The sequence below is a fragment of the Lysobacter sp. A289 genome, assembly GCF_054072675.1.
In genome coordinates, this window is the sequence record NZ_JBSVRN010000001.1 from 1,081,093 (window position 1) to 1,103,706 (window position 22,614).

Sequence of the window (22,614 nt, forward strand, 5' to 3'; positions counted from 1 at the left end):
AGGATCATTTGAGATGAGCGAACAACAGAATTTCGACGTCGTGGTGATTGGCGCCGGTCCCGGCGGCTATGTGGCCGCGATCCGCGCCGCGCAGCTCGGCCTGAAGACCGCGTGCATCGACGCCGGAGTGGGCAAGGACGGCAAGCCCGCGCTGGGCGGGACCTGCCTGCGGGTGGGTTGCATCCCGTCCAAGGCATTGCTGGACAGCTCGCGCCAGTTCCACAATCTGACCCACATGTTTTCCGACCACGGCATCTCGGCCGACAAGCCGAAGATCGATGTCGGCGTTATGGTGGGGCGCAAGGACAAGATCGTGAACCAGTTCACCGGTGGCATCACGATGCTGTTCAAGGCCAACAAGGTCACCCCGTTCTACGGCTTCGGCACCCTGCACCAGGGCAACGTGGTCAAGGTCAAGCAGCACGACGGCTCCGAGGTCGAGCTGAAGGCCGCCAACGTCATCATCGCCGCCGGTTCGGACTCCATCGAGTTGCCGTTCGCGAAGTTCGACGGCGACAAGATCGTCGACAACGTCGGTGCGCTGGATTTCGACAAGGTACCCAAGCGCTTGGGCGTGATCGGTGCCGGTGTGATCGGCCTGGAGCTGGGCAGCGTCTGGAAGCGCCTGGGCTCGGAAGTCACCATCCTGGAAGCCCTGCCCGGCTTCCTGGCGGCCGCCGACGCCGACATCAGCAAGGTCGCTGCGCGTGAATTCAAGAAGCAGGGCCTGGATATCAAGCTCGGCGCGAAGGTCAGCAAGGCAGAGATCAAGAAGGATGGCGTCCACTTGTCCTACAACGACGGCAAGCAAGAGCAGTCGCTGGTGGTCGACAAGCTGCTGGTAGCCGTTGGTCGCCGCGCGGCAACCAAGGGCCTGCTGGCCGACGGCACCGGGGTCAAGGTCAGCGAGCGCGGCCAGATCGAGGTCGACGAGCATTGCCACACCGGCGTCGATGGCGTCTGGGCGATAGGCGACTGCATCCGCGGCCCGATGCTGGCGCACAAGGCATCCGAGGAAGGTATCGCAGTCGCCGAGCTGATCGCCGGCCTGCCCGGCCACGTCAACCTGGATACCGTGCCGTGGGTCATCTACACCGAGCCGGAAATTGCCTGGGTCGGAAAGACCGAGGCCCAGTGCAAGGACGAAGGTATTCCCTACAAGACCGGCAGCTTCCCGTTTGCCGCCAACGGCCGTGCCGTGGCGATGAATGAACCCGCCGGTCTGGTCAAGGTGATCGCCCATGCCGAAACCGACCGCATCCTGGGCATGCACCTGTGCGGCCCGAGCGTGTCCGAGCTGGTCCACAGCGGCGTAATCGCGATGGAGTTCAATGGAGCGGCCGATGATCTGGCACGGATCTGCTTCGCGCATCCGGCGCTGAGTGAAGTAGTGCATGAGGCTGCCATGGCAGTCGAAAAGCGCGCCATCCACAAGGCAAACTGATCGCGTCATCATTGATCTGCGAACCAGAACGGCGCACCCAGGTGCGCCGTTCTGGTTTGGAAGCCCCCACCTTCGGAGCAAATACCACCATGCGGTCCATCTGCGTTTACTGCGGATCCAATCCCGGTGCCCGCCCCATCTATGCCGAGCGCGCCGCACTGCTGGGCACCCAACTGGGAAGCCAGAACCTGACGGTCGTTTACGGTGGTGGCGATGTCGGCTTGATGGGTATCGTCGCCGATGCCGCGCTGGCGGCTGGCGGCGAGGTGATCGGGGTGATCCCCGAGCAACTGGTCAACCTGGAGGTCGCCCATCGCGGCCTGACCCGGCTCGACATCGTGGCCAACATGCACGAACGCAAGAAGCGGATGTTCGACTTGTCCGATGCCTTCGTCGCCCTTCCCGGCGGTTTCGGAACCATGGACGAGATGTTCGAGATGCTGACCTGGCGACAACTCGGCATTGGCGACAAGCCATGCGCTTTCCTTGACGTGGATGGATTCTTCGCTCCGCTGATCGCAATGATGGATCGCATGGTCGCCGAAGGCTTCGTCCACCCCGGGCAGCGACAGGATCTGTGGCATGGCGAGGACATCGACACGATGTTGGACTGGATGTGCGCCTATACGCCCGCTCATGCAGAGAAGTGGCTGGAAGCGAAACGTCGCAGCGCCTTGCGCTAGCGCCATCGGGATATGATCCGGCAGACCTGTCCCACGCAGTAACCGGCGGTTGCCGGAAGGAAGAACCACATGACGATCCCGGCAACCTTCAACGCCTTTCGCATCCATGACGATGAGGCCGGCTATCGCAGCGGCATCGAGCCGATCTCGCTGGATGACCTCGCTCCCGGCGAAGTCGTGGTCAAGGCCGTGCATTCCTCGGTCAACTTCAAGGACGCGCTGGCGGGCACTGGCAAGGGCAAGATCCTGCGGCGATTCCCGCTGGTCGGCGGGATCGATGTTGCCGGCCATGTGGTGGCCTCCACCGATCCGTCGTTCAAGGAAGGCGACGCCGTGCTGGCGACCGGCAGCGGCTTGAGCGAAACCCGCGACGGTGGCTACGGACAGTACGTACGGCTGGAGGCGAAGTGGACCATTGCGTTGCCCGATGGCCTTGACCTGCGCGAGAGCATGATCCTGGGTACTGCCGGCTTTACCGCGGCACTGGCGTTGTTCCGCATGACCGAGAACCGGCAGCGACCCGAGATGGGACCGCTCGCGGTAACCGGCGCGTCCGGCGGCGTGGGCTCGCTGGCAGTCGATATTTTCACCCGCGCCGGCTTCGAGGTGCATGCCATCAGCGGCAAGGCCGATCAACATGCGTACCTGAGGGAGATTGGTGCCAGCCAGGTCCTGGGGCGTGACGCGTTGGCCACTACCCGGCCGATGGAATCGGCGCGGTTCGGCGGTGGCCTGGACAATGTCGGCGGTCCGATGCTGACCAGCCTACTTGCTCAATGCGCGCCGTACGGCAATATCGCCAGCGCCGGGCTGGCCGCGTCTGCCGGACTCGATGCCACGGTAATGCCGTTCATCATTCGCGGCGTGTCACTGCTTGGTGTTGCCTCCGCCGGCACCGCACGTGCTATCCGTGAGGCGGTCTGGCAACATCTGGCCAGCGACTGGAAACCGAGGCACCTTGATCGCATCTGCACCCGCGAAGTGTCTTTGGCCGAGTTGCCACAGGTATTTTCGAACATGCTCGGCGGCGGTTCGCTGGGGCGCACGCTGGTGACGATGTGAGCCATTTGCGGCGTCGTCATACGAAGCTACAATCAAACCGATCTCCTGGGGGAAATACATGGCGCGCATCCTGATCGTCGACGACTCACCGTCACAACTGATGGGCATCCGCCGCATCGTCGAGAAACTGGGCCACGAAGCCCTGACTGCCGAAGACGGCGCCGCCGGGGTCGCCGCGGCCAAGCAGGAACTTCCGGATCTGGTACTGATGGATGTGGTGATGCCCAACCTCAATGGGTTCCAGGCCACCCGGGCGATTTGCCGGGACGTCGATACCAAGCATATCCCGGTCATCCTGGTTACCACCAAGGATCAGCAAACCGACCGCGTCTGGGGCATGCGCCAGGGTGCGAAGGCCTACATCACCAAGCCGTTCAGTGAGGCCGATCTGGCCGAAGTGCTCGGCCAGCTACTGCCCGGTTGAAGCAAGCCCGGTTGCAGCAAGTCCCCGCGCCGAGCGAGCGCTACTCTCGGCGCCAATCCTCGCCGAACGCATCGCGCATGGTCTGATAGGCGTCGGTCTGTGCGTCGGTATGCGGTCGTGGCGCCAGCACTTCCAGCTCCACGATCTGGTCTCCGGCATCCGGCTTGGCCGGCAGACCACGGCCGCGCAGGCGAAGCTTGCTGCCGGCTTCCGAGTTGGCCGGGATCTTCAATTCCACTGACCCACCCAGGGTCGGCACGCTGATCGTCGCGCCCAACGCCGCCTCCCACGGCGCGATCGGCAGGACATGGATCACATTGCGGCCGTCGACCTCGAACTGTGGATGGGCCGCGTAATCGATTTCCAGCAGCAGCGCACCGCCGTTGCTGCCCTGGCCACCCAACCGGATCGATTGCCCTTCGCGAATGCCCTTGGGCACGCGGACGTCCAGGGTCTTGCCGTTGATCCCGATCCTGACGCTTGCGCCGGAATACACCGTCTCCAGTGGAACCGAGAGCTTGGCGCGGGTATCGGCGTGCGGATTTGCGCCCGGGCGCGGGGCGAATCCGCCATTGGCGCCAGCCGGGCCTCCTGCTCCGCCCGGCCCACGACCGCGTCCAAACAGAGTCTCGAAGAAATCGCTGAAACCACCGCCCGCCCCACCGCCGGCAAATATCTCTTCGAAATCGACCCCCGAGCCACCCTGCCCGCCAAAGCCACCGGCCGGCTGATGCACCTCATCGCCCGGACGATAGCCGCGCGTGCGCAACTGGTCGTAAGCCGCTCGCTTCTGCGGATCACGCAAAGCCTCGTAAGCCTCGTTGACGGCTTTGAACTTCTCCTCCGCACCCGCCTCCTTGCTGACATCCGGATGGTATTTTCGCGCCATCCTGCGATAGGCGGTCTTGATCTCGGCATCGCCCGCGCTGGGTTCCACGCCGAGGGTTTGGTAATAGTCCTTGAAATGCATGGATACTCCGGAAATGCCCTTGACCGCAGCGTTGCGGGGCGTATGAATTTCAACGAGCGTTGACGTGCATTCTAGAAGCGTAGCCCTACACTGTCACTGCGTACATGCGCCAATCCGCGCGCCAGACAAGGAAACAAGATGACCATCCAGGTGGGAGAACGCCTCCCGGAAGCTCCGCTGCAACGTATTGCCGATGGCGTTGAAACCGTTGATGCCTCGGTACTGTTCAACCAGAAAAAGGTGGTGATATTCGCCGTCCCCGGCGCTTTCACCCCGACCTGCTCGGAGAAGCACCTCCCCGGATTTGTCGCCCATTACCAGCAGTTCCGCGACAAGGGAATCGATGTGGCCTGTGTGTCGGTCAACGACCCGTTCGTGATGCAAGCCTGGGGAAAGAGCCAGGACGTGCCAGAAGGACTGATGATGCTGGCCGATGGCAACGCCGAGTTCACTCGCGCCCTGGGTCTGGAGCTCGATGCCAGCTCCTACGGCATGGGCGTGCGTTCCAAGCGCTTCGCGCTGTATGCCGAGGACGGCGTGGTGAAACAGCTGTACGTGGAGGCACCGGGTGAGTACCGGGCATCCACCGCCGAGCACATGCTTTCCCAACTGGCCTGACCCGCACCAAGCCCCGAGCGCCGGTAGACCCACGAAGAAACGCCGCCCTCAAGGGGCGGCGTTTCTTCTTGTCAGGCCGATCAGTCCGGCGACTCTGGGGTGTGCGCGTCGTCGGCACGCGGGCCAACTACCAACGATGGGCCGGTAGCCGCCGCAATCCCCTCGTCGTCGACCGTCCCGTCACCGAGTTCGTCGTCCAGTGATGCATCCAGACGTTCAACGGCCTGCAGGGTCTCGTTGGCCGCCAGCTTCATCAAAGTCACCCCTTGGGTGTTTCGGCTGACCTGGGATATCTCCGATGCGTGGGTACGCACCAAGGTACCGCCGTCGGATATCAGCAATACCTCGTGGTCGTCGCTGAGCTGGATCGCACCGACCAGCTTGCCATTGCGCTCGGTGGTCTTGAGTGCAATCACGCCCTGGGTGCCACGCCCCTTGCAGGGGTATTGCTCCAGCTCGGTGCGCTTGCCGTAGCCACGCTCACTGGCGGTCAGGATATCGCCGTCGCCCTCGACCACGATCAGGCTGACCACCTTGGCGTCCTCACTCAGGCGCATGCCACGCACGCCCCGGGCGGTACGTCCCATGGAGCGCACGTGGCTCCCGGCGAAACGGACCGCCTTGCCCGCACTGGAGAACAGCATGATGTCGCAGCTGCCATCGGAAAGGCCGACGCCGATCAGTGCATCGCCCTCGTCCAGGTTGATGGCAATCTTGCCGCGTTGCAGGCGATAGGCATATTCCGTCAGCGGAGTCTTCTTGACGACGCCATTGCGGGTCGCGAAGAAGACATACCGACCACCGTCGTAATCGCGCACCGGAACCACGGCCTGAACCTGCTCGTCAGGTTCCAGCGGGATCCAGTTGATGATCGGCCGCCCGCGGGCATTGGGGCCCGCGTCCGGCAGCTGGTACACCGGCAGCCAGAACACCCGGCCGGCGCTGGTGAACGTCAGCAAGGTGTCGTGGGTGTTCACCAGCCACAAACTGTCGATGAAGTCCTCATCCTTGGTCGCCGCCGCGTTGCGCCCCCGGCCACCGCGCTTCTGCGCGCGGTAACTGCTGACCGGCTGGCGCTTGGCATAGCCGGAGTGCGACAACGTCACCACGACGTCCTCAGGTGCGATCAGGTCGAGGATATCGAGGTCTTCCTCACTCTCGCGGATCTCGGTGCGGCGCTCGTCGCCGAACTCCACCTTGACGTTGTCCAGCTCGGTGCGGATTACGTCGAGCAGCACGTTGGGGTCTACCAGGATCTCGATCAGGCCACGGATGGCCTCCAGCAGCAGCTTGTATTCGTCGGTCAGCTTCTCCTGCTCCAGCCCGGTCAGGCGGTGCAGGCGCATCTCCAGGATCTGCTGGGCCTGGATTTCAGTCAGCTGGTATCGGCCATCAACCAGGCCGACACCCTTGGGCAAGTCGTCCGGACGCGAGTCCTCCGCCCCGGCCGCGCCCAGCAGTGCACCGACCAGCCCGGGCTCCCAGGTCTTGGCCAGCATGCGCTCGCGGGCTTCGTTGGGATTGGCCGAGGTCTTGATCAGCTCGATCATCTCGTCGATGTTGGCCAGCGCGACAGTCAGGCCTTCCAAAATATGTGCACGTGCGCGAGCCTTGCGCAGCTCGAAGATGGTGCGACGGGTCACCACTTCGCGGCGATGGCGAACGAACGATTGCAGGATCTGCTTGAGATTCAGCAGCTGCGGGCGGCCGTCTACCAGGGCCACCATATTGATGCTGAACGACGACTCCATCTGGGTCTGCTGATAGAGGTTGTTGAGCACCACGTCGGCCGAGTCGCCACGCTTGATCTCGATGTAGATGCGCATGCCGTCCTTGTCGGACTCGTCACGCAGCTCGCTGATGCCTTCGAGCTTCTTTTCCTTGACCAGCTCGGCGATCTTCTCGATCAACCGCGCCTTGTTGACCTGGTACGGGATCTCGCTGACCGCGATCGCCTCGCGACCGTTGTCGGCCACTTCAATCTCGGCCCTGGCGCGCATGCGCACGCGACCGCGACCGGTGTGGTACGCGTTGATGATCCCGGAGGTGCCGTTGATGATGCCGGCGGTCGGGAAATCCGGACCGGGCACGTGCACCATCAGCCCATCGATGTCGATCTCGGGGTTCTCGATCAACGCGATCGTCGCGTCGATGATCTCCGACAGGTTGTGCGGCGGGATGTTGGTCGCCATGCCGACCGCGATACCGGCCGAACCATTGATGAGCAGGTTCGGGACGCGGGTCGGCATGACCGTCGGTTCGGATTCCTTCTCGTCGTAGTTCAGCTGGAAGTCGACGGTGTCCTTCTCGATGTCCGCCATCAACTCATGGGTGAGTTTGGACATGCGCGCTTCGGTGTAACGCATCGCCGCCGCGGAGTCGCCATCCACCGAGCCGAAGTTGCCCTGGCCATCGACCAGCATGTAGCGCAGCGAGAACGGCTGCGCCATGCGCACCAGCGTGTCGTAGACCGACTGGTCGCCATGCGGATGGTATTTACCGATCACGTCACCAACGATTCGCGCCGACTTGAAGTACGGCTTGTTGGCGTGGGCGCCGAGCACGCTCATCGCGTACAAAACGCGCCGGTGCACCGGCTTGAGCCCGTCCCGAACATCCGGAAGCGCGCGTCCGACGATCACGCTCATGGCGTAATCGAGGTAGCTGCGACGCATCTCGTCTTCGAGGTTTACCGGGATGATTTCCTTGGCAAATTCGGCCATCAGGTTTCCGTGTTTTGACAGGGGTTAGAGCGATATCGATCGCCGCCCGCGCCTATCGGAAACCACCCAAGCAATTCTTCCTGCGCGGCGATTTCTCGATCCGCGACAAGCAGATGAAAAAGACACTGAATCATAGCACAAAACGCGCTCTGACGCCCCGCTATTTTCCCCGGAAACAATGACTTAGCGCGGTTTTACGGTCGAATCGGGCGCTGACGGAGACTCGCGCCGCTCAATCAGGAAATGCGAGCCGCATCGCAGCCTCGTCCGGACGCTCGATCACCCCACGCTCGGTAACGATGGCGGTGATCAGATCATGTGCCGTGACGTCGAATACCGGGTTCCAGGCACGGATACCATCGGCCGCCGTACGGGTCCCGGCGAGGCCGAACAACTCGTCGGGGTCGCGCTCCTCGATATGGATAAAGTCGCCCGACGCGGTGTCCATGTCCACCGTCGATGACGGGGCCACCACCATGAACCCGACCCCGTAATGCCATGCCGAGATGGCGAGCTGGCAGGTGCCGATCTTGTTGGCGACATCACCGTTGGCGCAGATGCGGTCCGCCCCCACCACGACCCATTGCACCTTGCCGGTTTTCATCAGGTGCGCGGCCGCCGCGTCGGCGATCAGGGTCGGGGCAATACCGTCCTGCTGCAGTTCCCATGCGGTCAGTCGCGCGCCCTGCAACCATGGGCGGGTCTCGCCCGCATACACCTGCTCGATTCGCCCCTGGGCGACGCCGGCACGAATCACCCCCAGCGCGGTGCCGAAACCGGCGGTTGCCAGCGAGCCGGTGTTGCAATGGGTCAGGACGCTGCTGCCGGGCGCGATCAGGGCCGAACCAAGCACACCCATCTGCCGATTGGCCGCCAGATCCTCGCGGGTGATTGCCTCGGCCTCGGCGGCGAGGATCCCGCGCCACTGCTCACCGGCACCGGTGAGGACGCGCCGCATCCGCGCCAACGCCCAGGCAAGGTTGACCGCCGTGGGCCTGGCCGCATTGAGGTGGGCGATGGTCGGAGCAAGCTTTTCTGCAGCCTGGCGACCATCGGTCGCGGTAATTTCACGGGCCGCCAACACCAGTCCCCAGGCGGCGGCAATGCCAATGGCAGGCGCACCACGAACGACCAGTCCGCGGATCGCGTCGAATACCTCGTCACTGGTGTGGCAGGTGACGTATTCCACCTGGAAGGGAAGCTTGCGCTGGTCCAGCAGCTCCAGTGCGTCACTGGTCCAGCGGATGGGCCGGACCCGGTCATAACGGTCAAAATCGAAGGTATCGGTCATGGCGTTCTCAAGCTCGGAAGAAGTCGAATGCCAGCACGTCGGCGATCCGGTCGGTACCCAGCATCGACATCATCAGCCGGTCGACACCGAGGGCGACCCCGGCGCAATGGGGAAAACCGGCGGCCAACGATGCGAGGAAGCGCTCGTCCAGTTGAGGCACGATATCGCCACGACTCGCACGCACCTGCTGGTCCCGCTGGAAACGCGCCGTCTGCTCCACCGCATCGGCCAGCTCGTGATAGCCATTGGCAAGCTCCAGCGGCCCCAGATACAACTCGAAACGTTCGGCGACCGGTGGCTCGCCATTGCCATCATCGCGCAGGCGCGCCAACGCGCATTGGCTGGCCGGGTAGTCGTGGATCGCCAGCATCTGGTCGTCGCGGAAATCCGGCTGCAACCGGTGAGTCATCAACAGGTCCAGCCAATCGTCGCGCACCAGCCCGCGCGGATCGATAACGGCCTCACCCAACGCGTGGCGCAGCTCGTCTTCGCTGGCGGTCATCGGGTCCAGGCCCAGCCGGTCGCGGTAGAGGTCGCGGTAGCGAACCTGGACCAACGGAACCTGGCGACCGACCAGCGCCAGGGCGGCATTGATCGCCTCGGCGGTTTCCGCAATCAGCGCACGATGGTCCCAGCCCAGGCGGTACCATTCCAACATGGTGAATTCCGGATTGTGGCGGACCCCGGCCTCACCATCGCGAAACACCCTGCCCAGTTCGTAGCAATCACCAAAACCGGCCGCCAGCAGACGCTTGAGCGGGTACTCGGGGGACGTACGCAACCATCGCGTTCGCGGCGCGCCATCGGTGCGTCCGCTGAATTGCAGCGAGAACGACGCGATATTGGGTTCGGTGTTGCCGGCCACCGACATCATCGGCGTCTCGACCTCGGTGACGCCACGCTCGGCGAAGAACGCGCGGATGCAGGCGTTGAGGGCGGCGCGCAGGCGCAGCGCATCGAAGCTCGCGGTTGGCGGCCAATCCGACGTCATGGCGATTTCATTCGTGTGCAGCCAGGAAAGCGATCAGCTTCGCCTCGTCCCAGATTGCAACGCCGAGCTCCTCGGCCTTGGCGAGCTTGGAGCCGGCAGCCTCGCCGGCGACGACAAAGCCGGTTTTCTTCGACACGCTGCCGGCGGACTTTGCGCCCAGGGCCTCCAGCCGGGCCTTGGCCTCATCGCGGGTCATCGACGACAAGGTTCCCGTCAGCACCACGGTCTGTCCGTCCAGCGCACCGGCAACGCGTGTCTCGTTCTGCGGAACCCGCGCCTCCAATCGTTCCACCGCAGCGGCCGACGCGGACAGCAGCCCGGCGTTGCCGACATCCTGCAACCAGTCGAACAGCGCCGTCGCGGTATCGTTCGGCAAACCGGCGGTAACAAAGTCATGTTGCGGCGCCTTCAGCAGGCGCGCCACCGCAGCGGAGGGCTGATCGGCAAGCGGAAATGCCGCTGCCACCTGTTCGGCGCGAATGCGGGTGATCTTCGGGATATCCAGGTCGACCAGCAGGGTCGCCAAGCCCAAGTCATCGCGCAGCTTCGGCGACGGCTCATGGGCATCGTTGATGGTGACGCCGCGCGCCAACAATTCGTCGATAACCTGCTGGTTGCCCGGCTGGCCCAGGAAATGGCCGATGGAACGGGCAACCTCGCCACCAATATCTGTCACACGCTTGAATAACGGCCACGGCAAGTGACGGATTATTTCCAGGTCGCCGAACCAGGTCGCCAACGCCTTCGCGGTGCTCTCGCCGACATGCTGGATGCCCAGACCGAACAGAAAACGCTCCAGCGTCGTGTCGCGGCTGCGGTCAATCGCCTCGATCAGGTTCTCGGCCCATTTGGTCGCGACCTTGGCCGGCTTGCCGTTGGTTGGCGCGGGCACGTCCGCCGGCGCTTCCGGCAGCGCCTTCTGCGCGGCATCACCGCGACGCTTCATCTCCAGCAGGTCATCGAGGGTCAGCTTGTACAGATCGGCAACGGTAGTGACGTAATCCAGATCCGACAGATACTCGATGTAGCGCTCGCCGAGACCATCGATGTCCATCGCCCGGCGCGAGGCGAAATGCCCGATGGCTTCCTTGCGCTGGGCCGCGCAGGTCAACTCGCCCGAGCAGCGCCAAACCACGCCGCCCTCCTCGCGGACGATCTGCGAGCCGCAGACCGGGCACTGGGTCGGCATCACCCATGCGGGCACACCGAGCGCGCGCTGGTCAGGCACGACCCGGACGATCTCCGGAATCACATCACCGGCGCGGCGCACGATCACCGTATCGCCGATCCGCACGTCCAGTCGCGCGATCTGGTCGGCGTTATGCAAGGTCGCCTTGCTGACCACCACGCCAGCGACTTGCACCGGCCGCAAGCGCGCCAGCGGCGTAGCCGCACCGGTGCGGCCGATATTGATATCGATCGCCTCAAGCACGGTCGACTGCTCCTGGGCGGGGAACTTGTGCGCGATCGCCCAACGCGGTGCGCGCGAGACAAAGCCCAACTCGCGCTGTCCCGCGTAATCGTCGAGTTTGTAGACCACTCCGTCGATATCGAATGGCAATCCGGCACGACGCTCGCCCAGACGCTGGTAATAGTCGAGCAAGCCGCTGGTTCCGGCCACCACCGAGCTTTCAGCACTGACCGGCAAGCCCCATTCGCGCAACCGTTGCAATGTCTCCGAGTGGGTTTCGGGCAGCTCGCCGCCTTCCACCACCCCCACCGCGTAGGCGTAGAACGCCAGTGGGCGGCGCGCTGTGATGCGTGGATCCAGCTGGCGCAGCGAGCCGGCAGCCCCGTTGCGCGGGTTGGCAAGCACCTTGCCGCCTTCGGCCAGTGCGCGCTCGTTGTAACGCTTGAACCCGTCCAGCGGCATGTAGACCTCGCCGCGCACTTCCAGCACTTCGGGCCAGTCCGCGCCACGCAGCTGCAACGCGATCGCCTTCACCGTGCGCAGGTTGGCGGTGACATCTTCGCCGGTGGCACCGTCGCCGCGGGTCGCGCCCTGGACGAAGCGGCCGTGCTCGTAGCGCAAGCTGATGGCCAGGCCATCGAGCTTTGGCTCGACCGAAAACAGCGGGTTGTCCCGGCCGGTCTTGTGCTCGATCCGGCGCACGAAGTCCGCCACTTCCTGTTCGGTAAAGGCATTGGCCAGCGACAGCATCGGCACTGCGTGTCGTACCGGCGCAAAGGCGCCTGACGGTGCCGCCCCGACACGCTGGGTGGGCGAATCCTCGCTCGCCAGCGACGGAAACTCCGCTTCCAATGCCTCCAACTCGCGCAACAGCCGGTCGTACTGCTCATCCGCAAGCACCGCATCGTCAAGCACGTGGTACCGGTAATTGGCGTCATCAAGCCGGCGGCGCAGCTCGGCGATACGGTTTTCGGCTTCAGCGGTTGCGGCTGCGGACATGACTTTTATGCACGGGACGGCGGTGCCAGGACACGGCTTACCAGCGCGTCGGCTTGCTCAACGGCGGGGCTTCGCGCTGGCGATCATAGGCACGCAGCTCGTCGCGGATATGGCCGATACGCTGGCGCCCGAGGTTGTTGCGTTGCTCGTCCAGCACGATGCCGTCGAGCAGCTCGGCCATGCGCTCTGCGGTCGGCAGCATGGTTTCCCAGGCGTCCAGCGCGGCAATCGGCGCCGGCAGGGTCAGGAAAAACGCGATCGCCGGGGTTTCCAGCTCCTGGATGTTCGCCATGTCGAAGTTGCCGGACTTGGTGATATTGGCAACGCTGAACACCGGCCCGCGCTCGGGTCGTTGATCAAGCAGCCGGTGGAACACGCTCATGTGGCCGTACACCAGGCCGGCCTTCTCGGCCGCCACCACGATGTCGGGACCGCGGAGCTTGTGGCCGGCGCGGGCCGCCAGGTAAACGGTCACGATCTTGTCGAACTCGTCGCTGACCCGGCGCCCCAGCTCGGCGCTGGCGATATCGGCCGTGCCGTCCAGGCTGCGCTCAAACAGCTCCAGCTCTGCCTGGCTGGTGGCATCACCGGTGGCGGGCAGCTCGCCAGCCAGCTCGTCCTCCAGTTGCTCGCCCAAGGTGGGCTCGCGACGCTCGCCCGTCGTTTTGGCGTCGCGGGGAACCCGCCTGCCCTGTCCGGGTTTGCGTGGGCGACCGAAGAATACGATCGCGCCAATCAGGATCAGGCCGGCGATCAGGATTCCGATCCGCAGCAGGGTCATGTCCGACATTGTTTCGCTACTCCTTGCTGGTGCGGTTGTACGGCAATGGTGCGCTGCCGATCACGCTGCGCCGGCCAGGCGGGTGGCCTCGGCCAGGTCCACCGATACCAGGCGGCTGACACCAGGCTCGCGCATGGTGACGCCAGCCAGCTGATGCGCTGCTTCCATGGTCGCCTTGTTGTGGCTGACGAACAAGAACTGTACCTGTTCGCTCATCTCGCTGACCATCGCCGCCAATCGCCCGACGTTGGCTTCATCCAATGGCGCATCCACCTCGTCGAGCAGGCAGAACGGCGCCGGATTGAGCTGGAAGATCGCGAACACCAACGCCACAGCGGTCATCGCCTTCTCGCCGCCAGACAGCAGAGAGATATTCGATACCCGCTTGCCGGGCGGCCGGGCCATGATCGCCACGCCGGCATCGAGCAGATCCTCGCCGGTGAGCTCCAGGTAGGCGTGCCCGCCACCAAACAGGCGCGGATACAGCTGCTGGACGCCGGCATTGACGCGGTCAAAGGTGTCCTTGAAGCGGCCCCGGGTTTCCCGGTCGATCTTCCGGATCGCCTCCTCCAGGGTCTCCAGCGCCGTGGTCAGGTCGGTGTCCTGGGCGTCCAGGTAATCCTTGCGCTGGGCGGCTTCGGCATGCTCGGCGATCGCGGCCAGGTTGACCGGCTCCAGCCGGCGCAGTTTGGCGTCCAGTTCGCTGACCGTCTTCTCCCATGCCGCTGGTTCCATCTCGTCGGTCAGGGTATTGGCGACATCCTCAAGCACGAAACCGGCCTCAACCACGTCCTCGGCAAGGGATTCGGCCTTCAGCACGATTGCTTGCTGGTCTAGCCGGCGCTGGCCGATCGCCTCGCGCTGCGCCAATGCCTGCTCATCGCGCTGTTGACGGGTCTGCTCGAACCGGCGCAGATCATTGTCGATGCCATCCACCGCAGTACGCGCCGCGGTGAGCTTGTGCTCAACTTGAACCCGCTGTTCCAGGGTGGCTTGTCGCTGCTGCTCAAGCTCCAGCACCGGGTCGTCACCTGCGACCAGTTGGCTGGCCAGCTCACCCAATCGCAGGTCGAGCACGCCGCGTTGGCCGCCCATCCGATCCAGCGCCTGGGCCAGCGAGGTGACCTGGGCGCGTTGCGACTCCAGGGTCAGTGCCAGCGCATGGCTGGCGTCGCGCGACTCATGGGCCAGGTTGCGGGCCTGGTCGCGGGCTTCCATCAGGTGGCGGCGCTCGCCATCCAGCACCAGCCTCGCATCCTCCAGCTCGGTCATCCGCATGACCGCCTCTTCCTGCCGGCTCCGCGACTCGCGACCCTGCTCCCGCGCGTCGTCCAGCGACCCGACCAACTGGGTCAGTTCAACCTCGATCTTCTCGATCCGGCCGCGCGCCGAATCCAGGCGGCCCTGCTGACTCTGCAACCGGCCGGCCATCTCCGAGACGCTGCGATGGGCCGTGTACAGGCTGCGTTGGGCGTCTTCGCGCTGCTGCTCGGCCGCCAGCAGGCGATCACGCAACTGGCTCAGGCCGGAGTCCAGCTCGCGCTCGCGCTTCTGCAAGACCTCGATCTGTTCACGCAGCGACTGGATCTCCTTCTCACGGAGCAACGCGCCCTGCTGGGCCGCGCCCGAGCGCAATACCTGCATCCAGCCGGCGCCCAGTCGTTCACCATTACGGGTGATGACCGACTCGTCCGCAGCCAGTCCAGGCAGCAGCGCACGCGCGGCTTGCAGATCCTCGGCCACATGCAACCGGGACAAGAGGCGGCGAATCGCCACCGGGCCACGCACCTTGGACGCCAGCGAAGTCGGCGCGACATCAAGCGGGTCGGCTTGGGATGACACCAGCGATAGACGACCCTCGCCCAGCTCGCCGATCGCCGCCACCAACGCCTCGGGCGATTCGACCAACACCCCTTCGATCAGTTGGCCGAGCGCGTCTTCCACCGCGTTTTCCCAGCCCGCGTCGACCTCCAGCGCTTCGCCAACACGGGTTGCCGAGTCCAGCCCACGTGCCTGCAACCAGGCCGTCGCAGCGCCCTGTTCCTGGCCCAGCGCGGCATTCTGCAACGCCTCCAAGGACGACAGACGACCACGCGCCGCCTGTGCCTGTTTGCGCACATCGGCCAGCCCGGACTGGGTGGCGCGTTGTTGCTCCTGCAATCCGTCGACGCTGGATTTCCGGCCCTCCACGGCGTCGGTCAGGCTGTCCAACGACAGTTTGTGGGTCTCGTGTTGCTCTTCCAACTCGGCAAACGTCGCGGCCAGCGTGCTCAGGTCCAGGCCGGCGCGTTCAGCGGTCAACGCCTCACGACGGCGATCCGCCTCCAGCGCCTGACGGTCCAGATGCTCGATCCGGGTACGTTCGACATCGGCGGCACGGGTCGCTTCGGACTGGGCACGTGTGTGCTCATCCCAGCGCTGCTGCCACGCTGCTAGCGCGGTCTCGGCTTCGCGCAGGACGTCCTGGCGGGCGACATCCTCCTCGCGCATCTGCTCCAACCGTGGCTCATCACTCTCGATTGCCGCGGCCAACACATCCAGGCGGGATTGATCGCTGCCGATATGCTCGGCGATCTGCGCCAGTTGGGTCTGCGCCTCGTCGCGCGCTTTCTGCAGCCGGGTCGACATCTCGCGTTGGTGCTGGATCTGCTGCTCGATCCGGGCCAGCGCGCCGCCGACCTCGTAACTGTTCGCCTGCGCCTTGCTCAGCGCCTCGGCGGCTTCTTCCCTTCGTACCCGGCCGGTCTCGATTTCACGCTCGGCCTCGCGCTGCTCCGCGATCAACTGCTGCAGGCGGGTCTCCTGCTGGGCCAGCTTTTCGCGTTGTCCCTGCAGCTTGCGGTCCAGCGCGCGATGCTCAAGCGCCTTCCATTCCGCGTCCCGGATTCTCCGGTCGGCCTGGATGGCTTGGTACTGCTCGGCCTGACGGGCCTGGCGGGCAAGATGCTCCAGCTGCTTGCCGACCTCCTCGCGCAGGTCGCTGAGCCGGTCGAGGTTCTCGCGGGTGTGCCGGATGCGGGTCTCGGTCTCCTTGCGACGCTCCTTGTACTTGGAGATGCCGGCCGCTTCTTCCAGGTACACGCGCAGATCCTCGGGCCGGGCCTCGATGATCTGGCTGATCATCCCCTGCTCGATGATCGAATAACTACGCGGGCCGAGTCCGGTGCCCAGGAACAGGTCGGTGATGTCGCGTCGGCGGCACTTGCTGCCATTGAGGTAGTACTGGCTGCCCCCATCGCGGCTGACCAGGCGCTTGACCGAAATCTCGTCGAAGGCGCCGTACTCACCGGTGATGGTGTGGTCGGAGTTGTCGAACACCAGCTCGACGGTGGCCTGCGACACCGGCTTGCGCGCCGAGGAGCCGGCGAAGATCACGTCGGTCAACGAATCCCCGCGCAGCCGGCTGGCCGAGCTTTCGCCCATCACCCAGCGCACCGCGTCGATGATGTTGGACTTGCCGCAGCCGTTCGGCCCGACCACGCCGGTCATGTTGGACGGCAGGTGCAGGGTGGTCGGATCGACGAAGGACTTGAAGCCGGACAGCTTGATCGTGGACAGACGCATGCGTCGCGGGAACCTCTTGAGCGCCACACGGGCGCTTCCGTTAATGCCAAATGAGTTTAACTATATCGCCCAAGCTATTGAATCCTATGAAACAAGATCCTAGAGAAGCCTGCGCCCATCGGCAAGTATAACGGGCCAAGGCAAACGGCCGAACCACAACAAACCGTCATCCCCGCGAAGGCGGGGATCCATGGACTTCAAGCCCATCACCGTCCAGGCGCTCGCCGCTGTCGGGATCAAAGAAGTGGACGCTGCGCGGGGCAAGCGACAAGGGCAGCTTCTCCCCCACCTCGGGCAGTTCCTGGGGCGGACAGCGCGCAACCAGCGCATCGGAACCATGACGCAGGTTGACGAAGATCTCGTTGCCGACCGGCTCAAGCATCTCGATCCCGGCCACGAAACTCGGGCTGGCTCCATCGGTCGCCGGCTGCAGGTGCTCGGGCCGAAAGCCGATCGTCACGTCGCGCTGCAGCCATGGCGTCGGGACTTCGGCGACGGCCCCGTCCAGACCGATGCGATCACCTTCGACGGTGTGTAGCGACAACCCGCCGTCGTCACGCAGCAACCGGCCGTGCAACACATTCATTGCCGGGCTGCCCAGGAACGTGGCGACAAACAGGTTCGCCGGCTTGGCGTACAGGTTCATCGGGGTGTCGATCTGCTGGATCAGGCCATCGTTGAGCACCACGATCCGCTGCCCCAGCGTCATCGCCTCGATCTGGTCATGGGTTACGTACACCATCGTCGCGCCCAACTGGCGATGCAGACGGGCGATTTCCACCCGCATCCCGGCGCGCAGCTTGGCATCCAGGTTGGACAGCGGCTCATCCAGCAGGAACACCTGTGGCTGTCGAACCAGTGCCCGTCCAAGCGCCACCCGCTGGCGCTGGCCACCCGACAGCACGGCCGGTTTGCGCTCCAGCAACTCATCCAGCTGCAGCATCGTGGCCGCCTCACCGACCCGGGCGCGGATCTCGGCCTTGGCCATCCCGCGCAGCTTGAGCCCGAAGCCCAGGTTCTCCGCCACCGTCATGTGCGGATACAACGCGTAGCTCTGGAACACCATCGCGATGTCGCGATCCTTGGGTGGCAGGTCGTTGACCACGCGCTCGCCGATCCGCAATTCGCCGGCGGTCACGGTTTCCAGCCCGGCGATCATCCGCAGCAGCGTTGACTTGCCACAGCCCGACGGCCCCACCAGCACCAGCAATTCACCATCGGCGACCACGAAGCTGGCCTCGGCAACGCCAACGTGACCATTCGGGTAGACCTTGCGCACACGCTCCAGGCTGACCTTGGCCATGCACTCTCCTGCGGTTGTGACCCAAGGTTACCGCGATGGGCCGGCCGGCGGCCCGCCTGCCTCGGCTATCCTGCCACGCAACCCCTTCACGCCTCCCGTCGATCCCGTCGCCGGGCCGCCATTCCCAGAGACCCCGTATTCATGAGCGATGCACGCGTTTTCCCGGACGGCTTCCTGTGGGGCGCCGCCACGGCCGCCCACCAGATCGAAGGCTCGCCGCTGGCCGATGGTGCCGGCCCAAGCATCTGGACCCGCTTCGCCCACACCCCCGGCATGACGGTCGACGGCGCCACCGGCGATGTCGCCTGCGATCATTACCGGCGCTGGAAGGACGACGTGGCCTTGATGCGCGAACTGGGCCTGACGGCCTACCGCTTCAGCGTGTCGTGGTCGCGGATCCTGCCGGACGGCACCGGCCGAGTAAATCAGGCCGGGCTGGACTTCTACTCCAACCTGGTCGACGAGCTGCTGGCCAACGGCATCGAACCGATGCTGACGCTTTATCACTGGGATCTGCCGGCGGCGCTGGACGACCGCGGCGGCTGGCTCAACCCGGACAGCGCCGACTGGTTCGCCGAGTACGCCAGCGTCATGTATCGCGCCCTCGACGGCCGGGTGAAGAAGTGGGTGACCCTCAACGAGCCGTGGGTGATCACCGATGGCGGCTACCTGCACGGTGCCCTCGCCCCCGGCCACCGCAGCCGCTACGAGGCGCCGATTGCCAGCCACAACCTGATGCGGGCCCATGGCGCGGCGGTAAAGGCCTACCGCGACATCGGCCAACACGAGATCGGCCTGGTGGTGAACATCGAGCCGAAATACCCCGCAAGCGACTCACCTGACGACCATGCCGCCGTCGCCCGCGCGCACGCCTACATGAATGGCCAGTACCTGGATCCCGCCCTGCTCGGTCATTACCCGCCCGAGATGAAAGAAATATTCGGCGACGCGTGGCCGGATTGGCCGGCGCAGGACTTCGAGCTGATCCGGCAGGAGCTCGACTTCATCGGCATCAACTACTACACCCGCAGCGTCACCCGGGCCGACGACAGCTACCCGCTCAACGCCGGCGCCGTGCGGCAACCGCTGGGCACCTACAGCGAGACCGGCTGGGAAGTGTTCCCACAAGGCCTGGTCGACCTGCTGTCCTGGGCCAGGGATCGCTACGGCAACATCCCCACCTACATCACCGAAAATGGCGCCGCGTTCTTTGACCCACCGGTAGCCGAGGATGGCCGTGTGCGCGACCCGTTGCGGACCGATTACCTGCGCAAGCACATCGGCGCCGTGCACCAGGCGATAGCAGCCGGCTGCGACATCCGCGGCTATATGCTGTGGTCGCTGATGGACAACCTGGAATGGTCACTGGGCTACACCAAGCGCTTTGGCATGGTGCACGTGAACTACGCCACCCAGCAGCGCACGCCGAAGGACAGCGCCCGCTGGTATTCGAAGGTCATCGCCAGCCACGGCCGCCACCTGGATGAGCCGTTGCCGTGACGTTCGCCCCGACGCCCTACCCCTCTTGTTCGGTAATGTCCCGGACACGCTGCACGCGCCTACGATACTCACCGACGTTGTCGCCATCGATACGTGTCCTCTGCGTCCCTTTCACCTCTTTGACCTTCTGGTCCGAGCCGGTCACCGGCTTGGCTTCGACGGCGGTATCGCGTTCGAAGGCATGAGATTTATCGGTGTTGCGGTAATACCGGTACAAGGCCCAGTACAGGCCGGTGGCGCCGGCCGGGCCGAGCAGGAGCAGCCATAGTCCGCCATCGTCGCTCATCATTAGTTCCCCATCATGATCATGAGTGCAATACCTTCGAGAAAGCTGCCGGCGGTGAGCGCAGCCAACAGAAGCTTCCATTGCTGCACCGGCACGCTGCCCATGGTCTCGCCGGTGCGACCGTTCACCGCGATGTAGTGCAGCATGCCGCCGTTGCTGCCCGGCTGGTGGTACGAGTACAGCCAGACCGGCAGGTACATAGCCACCCAGCGGGTGCCGTGAACGGTGAGGCCTTCCTGCTCCCAGCGCACGCCGCGATCGTAACGGTCTACCGATTTTTCGACCTGGGAGCGGGCGATCGACAGCAACTGGTCTTCCAGGCGTGGGCGCAGGTGCTCCACGTCCCGGTCGCGCTTCTCCGAGCTGAAGCCGGCCAGGAAGGAAGCGTTCCACTTCACGGCGTTCTTCGTGTCGAACGGCAGGATCGTGTTGATGATGTTGTTGGTGTTGGTGCCCGTGTCGAGGTTGCCGCGCTCGGTGGAGGATTCCATTGGCAGGTCATCAACGGTGAAGTCCACGTGCCGATCGATCTGATACACGTCGGCGTCGTAGTAGGTCTCTTTCTTGTCGCCGCTGCCGCGGGTGTAACGGCGCGTCTGGATCTCGCCCTGACCAGTGACGTCGGCGCTCGCATTGCCATCGACGATCATGTACGGCAAGTAGACGCCGACAACGTTATCGGGGGTGAACTGTTCCTTGAATTCCTTCAGCGCGAACATTCGCCGTTTGTCCACGAACTGGCGGATGCGCGCGACCGCGTCGTCCTTGCTGATGTGGAAAGGCAGCACCGCGTCGGGCACCGCGCCGTTGGCCACCTGCTCGTTGACGCCGAAAACGTGACGGCACCAGTGGCAGCGCGCCGTCATCGCGTTTTCGGTATTGATCGTCACCTCGGCGCCGCAGCCGGTGCACTTGAAGCTCATCAGGCTGGCGGCGTCGGCCTCGATCTCCCGCGCACCCGACGCGATCACCGTGCCGGTGAGCTCGTCGAGGCCTTCGCCGAGCCCGAATTCCTCCTCGACCCGCATGGCTTGCCATTGGTGGCGGCAAAAGAGGCAGACCAACAGGTCGCTGCCGGACTTTTGCCGGACCTCGGTGGCGCCGCATTTGGGGCAGCGGTTGAGGCCGTCCTCAAGCTCGGTGGCAGAGGTATCGATGGCGACCGGATCGGGCGCCAGCAATTCGTCTCGGATCGGTTCGGGCAGCGTGGCCGGGTCGACAGGAAAACTGCCGGGTGGCGGCGGCACGTCCTGCGGCGAGCCGGGGCCGGTGTAGGGCGGCACCGGCGGCGGCGTAGTGGTATCGGGCATGGTCGTTCTGCGACTGCGGCCTTACAGGCCCAGTGCCTTGGCTTTGGCCGCGTCGTAGTCCGCCTGCGTAATCAGGCCGAGATCAAGCATTTCCTTCGCCTTCTTCAATTTCGCAATCGGGTCATCGGCGGCTGGCGCGACTGGCGCGACTGGCGCGGCTGGTGCCACCGGTTGCTGCAAGTTGCCGATGCCGCCCATCATTCCGCTCGCCATCCCGATGCCCATGACGCCTGCAGCACCGCTGGTTTCTCCCGCCGACTGGATGCCCTGCGCGACGCTGGCCTGCAGGTTGGAATTGCCGCGCGCACCGCCCAGCGCGTCGGCGCGCTGCACGGTCTTGAGCAGTTCCCGCGTATTCGGGTCGTACTCAATGGAAATGATGGCGGTCTTGAAGATGGCCAGGCCACGGTCGGATTTCCACTGATAGGCGTTTTCCACCGCGTCGGACAGGCTCTTGGCAAAACCAATCGAATCCTGCTGCAGCTTGGTGATGCGATTGCCCTTGCCCGGATCGTTCGTGTACAGACTGAAGGCCGGCGCAAGCGAACCCACCACTTCGTTGAACAGCTGGCTGGCGGCGGCATTGTCGATGTCGGTGAAATCGAAGACCTGGCCCGGCTGGAGATAGGCGGCCGGTACGAAGTTTTTCACGAACAGGATCGGATCGACGATCTTCAGCGTGTAGGTGCCACGCGTCACCGCGCCGACCTGCGTGCCCAGGAAGCCATCGTCCCAATAGATTTCCGATTGGGTACCGAAGCGGTTGTTCGGCAGTTCCTTCAGTGAGACGAAGAAAGCGGCCTGCTGCGAACCGGGCTGGCCGCCGAACTTGAAGCGCTCCCAGCTCTGCTTGATCAGCGAAGAGACAAGACCGTCGCCTGCGAAGACCGACTTCGAGTTGAGGTCATCCGATCGCCATTCATAACCACCCGGCTCGGCCGCGAAACCGGTGATCGCGCCATCCTGGAACAGCAACAGCCCGTATCCCTCGGGCACGATGATCTTCGAGCCGTTGGTGATGATGTTCGAGGACGCCTTGGTATTGGAGCCGCGCCCTGCATTGGTGCCATGCGGCACCGCCGCGAACAACGCCGCAGTCGACGGCAAACCCTCCGGCACCGTATAGAAGTCCTTCCACTGGTCGGCTAGCGCACCACTGACCGAACCCACCACTGCTTGAATAAGCCCCATGCCAACTCTCCCCTGATTCGTTGCCGGGTACTGTACCCGCCATGCTGCGGGCAACTATACCGT

Annotated in this window: 17 protein-coding genes; 6 read left to right on the plus strand and 11 right to left on the minus strand. The window is 64.5% G+C overall.

The annotated features are described in order from the left end of the window. Window positions 1–13 precede the first annotated feature (13 nt). From lpdA to ACW5DN_RS04950, 4 genes are all read left to right on the plus strand, one after another. Complete coding sequence (gene lpdA, locus ACW5DN_RS04935; RefSeq protein ID WP_456961632.1) at window positions 14–1,444, plus strand: dihydrolipoyl dehydrogenase; 1,431 nt, start codon at window positions 14–16, stop codon at window positions 1,442–1,444. Window positions 1,445–1,533: 89 nt separating this feature from the next. Next, window positions 1,534–2,127 (plus strand): LOG family protein, encoded by a 594-nt coding sequence (locus ACW5DN_RS04940; RefSeq protein WP_456961633.1) that lies wholly within the window; start codon window positions 1,534–1,536, stop codon window positions 2,125–2,127. A gap of 69 nt (window positions 2,128–2,196) precedes the next feature. Continuing rightward, window positions 2,197–3,189: a YhdH/YhfP family quinone oxidoreductase gene (locus tag ACW5DN_RS04945; protein WP_456961634.1), complete on the plus strand. Its 993-nt coding sequence runs from the start codon at window positions 2,197–2,199 to the stop codon at window positions 3,187–3,189. A 58-nt stretch (window positions 3,190–3,247) separates the two neighbouring features. Beyond that, window positions 3,248–3,613, plus strand: coding sequence for a response regulator (locus tag ACW5DN_RS04950; protein ID WP_456961635.1), 366 nt, complete (start codon window positions 3,248–3,250; stop codon window positions 3,611–3,613). Window positions 3,614–3,653: 40 nt separating this feature from the next. Here ACW5DN_RS04950 and ACW5DN_RS04955 read toward each other — a convergent pair whose 3' ends face one another. After that, window positions 3,654–4,583, minus strand: coding sequence for a DnaJ C-terminal domain-containing protein (locus ACW5DN_RS04955; protein ID WP_456961636.1), 930 nt, complete (start codon window positions 4,581–4,583; stop codon window positions 3,654–3,656). Between the two features lie 138 nt (window positions 4,584–4,721). On the opposite strand from ACW5DN_RS04955, the gene ACW5DN_RS04960 reads away from it, so the two are divergent. Further along, entirely contained in the window at window positions 4,722–5,201 is a 480-nt protein-coding gene (locus ACW5DN_RS04960; protein ID WP_456961637.1) for a redoxin family protein, read from the plus strand. Window positions 5,202–5,281: 80 nt separating this feature from the next. On the opposite strand, the gene gyrA is transcribed toward ACW5DN_RS04960, so the two are convergent. The 7 genes from gyrA to ACW5DN_RS04995 all read right to left on the minus strand — a co-directional run bounded on the left by gyrA (window position 5,282) and on the right by ACW5DN_RS04995 (window position 18,264). After that, window positions 5,282–7,924 (minus strand): DNA gyrase subunit A, encoded by a 2,643-nt coding sequence (gyrA, locus tag ACW5DN_RS04965; protein ID WP_456961638.1) that lies wholly within the window; start codon window positions 7,922–7,924, stop codon window positions 5,282–5,284. A 232-nt stretch (window positions 7,925–8,156) separates the two neighbouring features. Then, entirely contained in the window at window positions 8,157–9,215 is a 1,059-nt protein-coding gene (mtnA, locus tag ACW5DN_RS04970) for an S-methyl-5-thioribose-1-phosphate isomerase (RefSeq protein ID WP_456961639.1), read from the minus strand. A gap of 7 nt (window positions 9,216–9,222) precedes the next feature. Then, on the minus strand, window positions 9,223–10,206 hold the full coding sequence (gene epmA, locus ACW5DN_RS04975) for an EF-P lysine aminoacylase EpmA (RefSeq protein ID WP_456961640.1): 984 nt from the start codon (window positions 10,204–10,206) through the stop codon (window positions 9,223–9,225). A 7-nt stretch (window positions 10,207–10,213) separates the two neighbouring features. Beyond that, window positions 10,214–12,616 carry an NAD-dependent DNA ligase LigA gene (gene ligA / locus ACW5DN_RS04980; protein ID WP_456961641.1) on the minus strand — a complete coding sequence of 801 codons (2,403 nt, stop codon included), beginning with the start codon at window positions 12,614–12,616 and terminating at the stop codon, window positions 10,214–10,216. Between the two features lie 37 nt (window positions 12,617–12,653). Further along, window positions 12,654–13,406: a cell division protein ZipA gene (gene zipA, locus ACW5DN_RS04985; protein ID WP_456961642.1), complete on the minus strand. Its 753-nt coding sequence runs from the start codon at window positions 13,404–13,406 to the stop codon at window positions 12,654–12,656. Window positions 13,407–13,457: 51 nt separating this feature from the next. Beyond that, window positions 13,458–16,961 carry a chromosome segregation protein SMC gene (gene smc / locus ACW5DN_RS04990; RefSeq protein ID WP_456961643.1) on the minus strand — a complete coding sequence of 1,168 codons (3,504 nt, stop codon included), beginning with the start codon at window positions 16,959–16,961 and terminating at the stop codon, window positions 13,458–13,460. A 166-nt stretch (window positions 16,962–17,127) separates the two neighbouring features. Further along, a complete protein-coding gene (locus ACW5DN_RS04995) occupies window positions 17,128–18,264 on the minus strand; it encodes an ABC transporter ATP-binding protein (RefSeq protein ID WP_456961644.1) in 1,137 nt (378 codons plus the stop codon). 141 nt (window positions 18,265–18,405) lie between these two features. Between ACW5DN_RS04995 and ACW5DN_RS05000 the strand changes: the two genes are divergently transcribed. Then, window positions 18,406–19,764 carry a GH1 family beta-glucosidase gene (locus tag ACW5DN_RS05000; RefSeq protein ID WP_456961645.1) on the plus strand — a complete coding sequence of 453 codons (1,359 nt, stop codon included), beginning with the start codon at window positions 18,406–18,408 and terminating at the stop codon, window positions 19,762–19,764. Between the two features lie 16 nt (window positions 19,765–19,780). Here the strand turns inward: ACW5DN_RS05000 and ACW5DN_RS05005 are convergent, their stop codons facing one another. The 3 genes from ACW5DN_RS05005 to ACW5DN_RS05015 are packed head-to-tail and all read right to left on the minus strand — an operon-like array spanning window position 19,781 to window position 22,551. Further along, window positions 19,781–20,050: a hypothetical protein gene (locus ACW5DN_RS05005; protein WP_456961646.1), complete on the minus strand. Its 270-nt coding sequence runs from the start codon at window positions 20,048–20,050 to the stop codon at window positions 19,781–19,783. 2 nt (window positions 20,051–20,052) lie between these two features. Continuing rightward, window positions 20,053–21,360: a TFIIB-type zinc ribbon-containing protein gene (locus tag ACW5DN_RS05010; RefSeq protein WP_456961647.1), complete on the minus strand. Its 1,308-nt coding sequence runs from the start codon at window positions 21,358–21,360 to the stop codon at window positions 20,053–20,055. 21 nt (window positions 21,361–21,381) lie between these two features. Further along, window positions 21,382–22,551: an SPFH domain-containing protein gene (locus ACW5DN_RS05015; protein ID WP_456961648.1), complete on the minus strand. Its 1,170-nt coding sequence runs from the start codon at window positions 22,549–22,551 to the stop codon at window positions 21,382–21,384. Window positions 22,552–22,614 lie beyond the last annotated feature (63 nt).

Excerpts from the sequence above, each read along its gene's own strand:
- lpdA (WP_456961632.1), top strand. The coding sequence starts at position 14 with ATGAGCGAACAACAGAATTTCGACGTCGTGGTGATTGGCGCCGGTCCC.
- ACW5DN_RS04940 (WP_456961633.1), top strand. The coding sequence starts at position 1,534 with ATGCGGTCCATCTGCGTTTACTGCGGATCCAATCCCGGTGCCCGCCCC.
- ACW5DN_RS04945 (WP_456961634.1), top strand. The coding sequence starts at position 2,197 with ATGACGATCCCGGCAACCTTCAACGCCTTTCGCATCCATGACGATGAG.
- ACW5DN_RS04950 (WP_456961635.1), top strand. The coding sequence starts at position 3,248 with ATGGCGCGCATCCTGATCGTCGACGACTCACCGTCACAACTGATGGGC.
- ACW5DN_RS04955 (WP_456961636.1), bottom strand. The coding sequence starts at position 4,583 with ATGCATTTCAAGGACTATTACCAAACCCTCGGCGTGGAACCCAGCGCG.
- ACW5DN_RS04960 (WP_456961637.1), top strand. The coding sequence starts at position 4,722 with ATGACCATCCAGGTGGGAGAACGCCTCCCGGAAGCTCCGCTGCAACGT.
- gyrA (WP_456961638.1), bottom strand. The coding sequence starts at position 7,924 with ATGGCCGAATTTGCCAAGGAAATCATCCCGGTAAACCTCGAAGACGAG.
- mtnA (WP_456961639.1), bottom strand. The coding sequence starts at position 9,215 with ATGACCGATACCTTCGATTTTGACCGTTATGACCGGGTCCGGCCCATC.
- epmA (WP_456961640.1), bottom strand. The coding sequence starts at position 10,206 with ATGACGTCGGATTGGCCGCCAACCGCGAGCTTCGATGCGCTGCGCCTG.
- ligA (WP_456961641.1), bottom strand. The coding sequence starts at position 12,616 with ATGTCCGCAGCCGCAACCGCTGAAGCCGAAAACCGTATCGCCGAGCTG.
- zipA (WP_456961642.1), bottom strand. The coding sequence starts at position 13,406 with ATGTCGGACATGACCCTGCTGCGGATCGGAATCCTGATCGCCGGCCTG.
- smc (WP_456961643.1), bottom strand. The coding sequence starts at position 16,961 with ATGCGTCTGTCCACGATCAAGCTGTCCGGCTTCAAGTCCTTCGTCGAT.
- ACW5DN_RS04995 (WP_456961644.1), bottom strand. The coding sequence starts at position 18,264 with ATGGCCAAGGTCAGCCTGGAGCGTGTGCGCAAGGTCTACCCGAATGGT.
- ACW5DN_RS05000 (WP_456961645.1), top strand. The coding sequence starts at position 18,406 with ATGAGCGATGCACGCGTTTTCCCGGACGGCTTCCTGTGGGGCGCCGCC.
- ACW5DN_RS05005 (WP_456961646.1), bottom strand. The coding sequence starts at position 20,050 with ATGAGCGACGATGGCGGACTATGGCTGCTCCTGCTCGGCCCGGCCGGC.
- ACW5DN_RS05010 (WP_456961647.1), bottom strand. The coding sequence starts at position 21,360 with ATGCCCGATACCACTACGCCGCCGCCGGTGCCGCCCTACACCGGCCCC.
- ACW5DN_RS05015 (WP_456961648.1), bottom strand. The coding sequence starts at position 22,551 with ATGGGGCTTATTCAAGCAGTGGTGGGTTCGGTCAGTGGTGCGCTAGCC.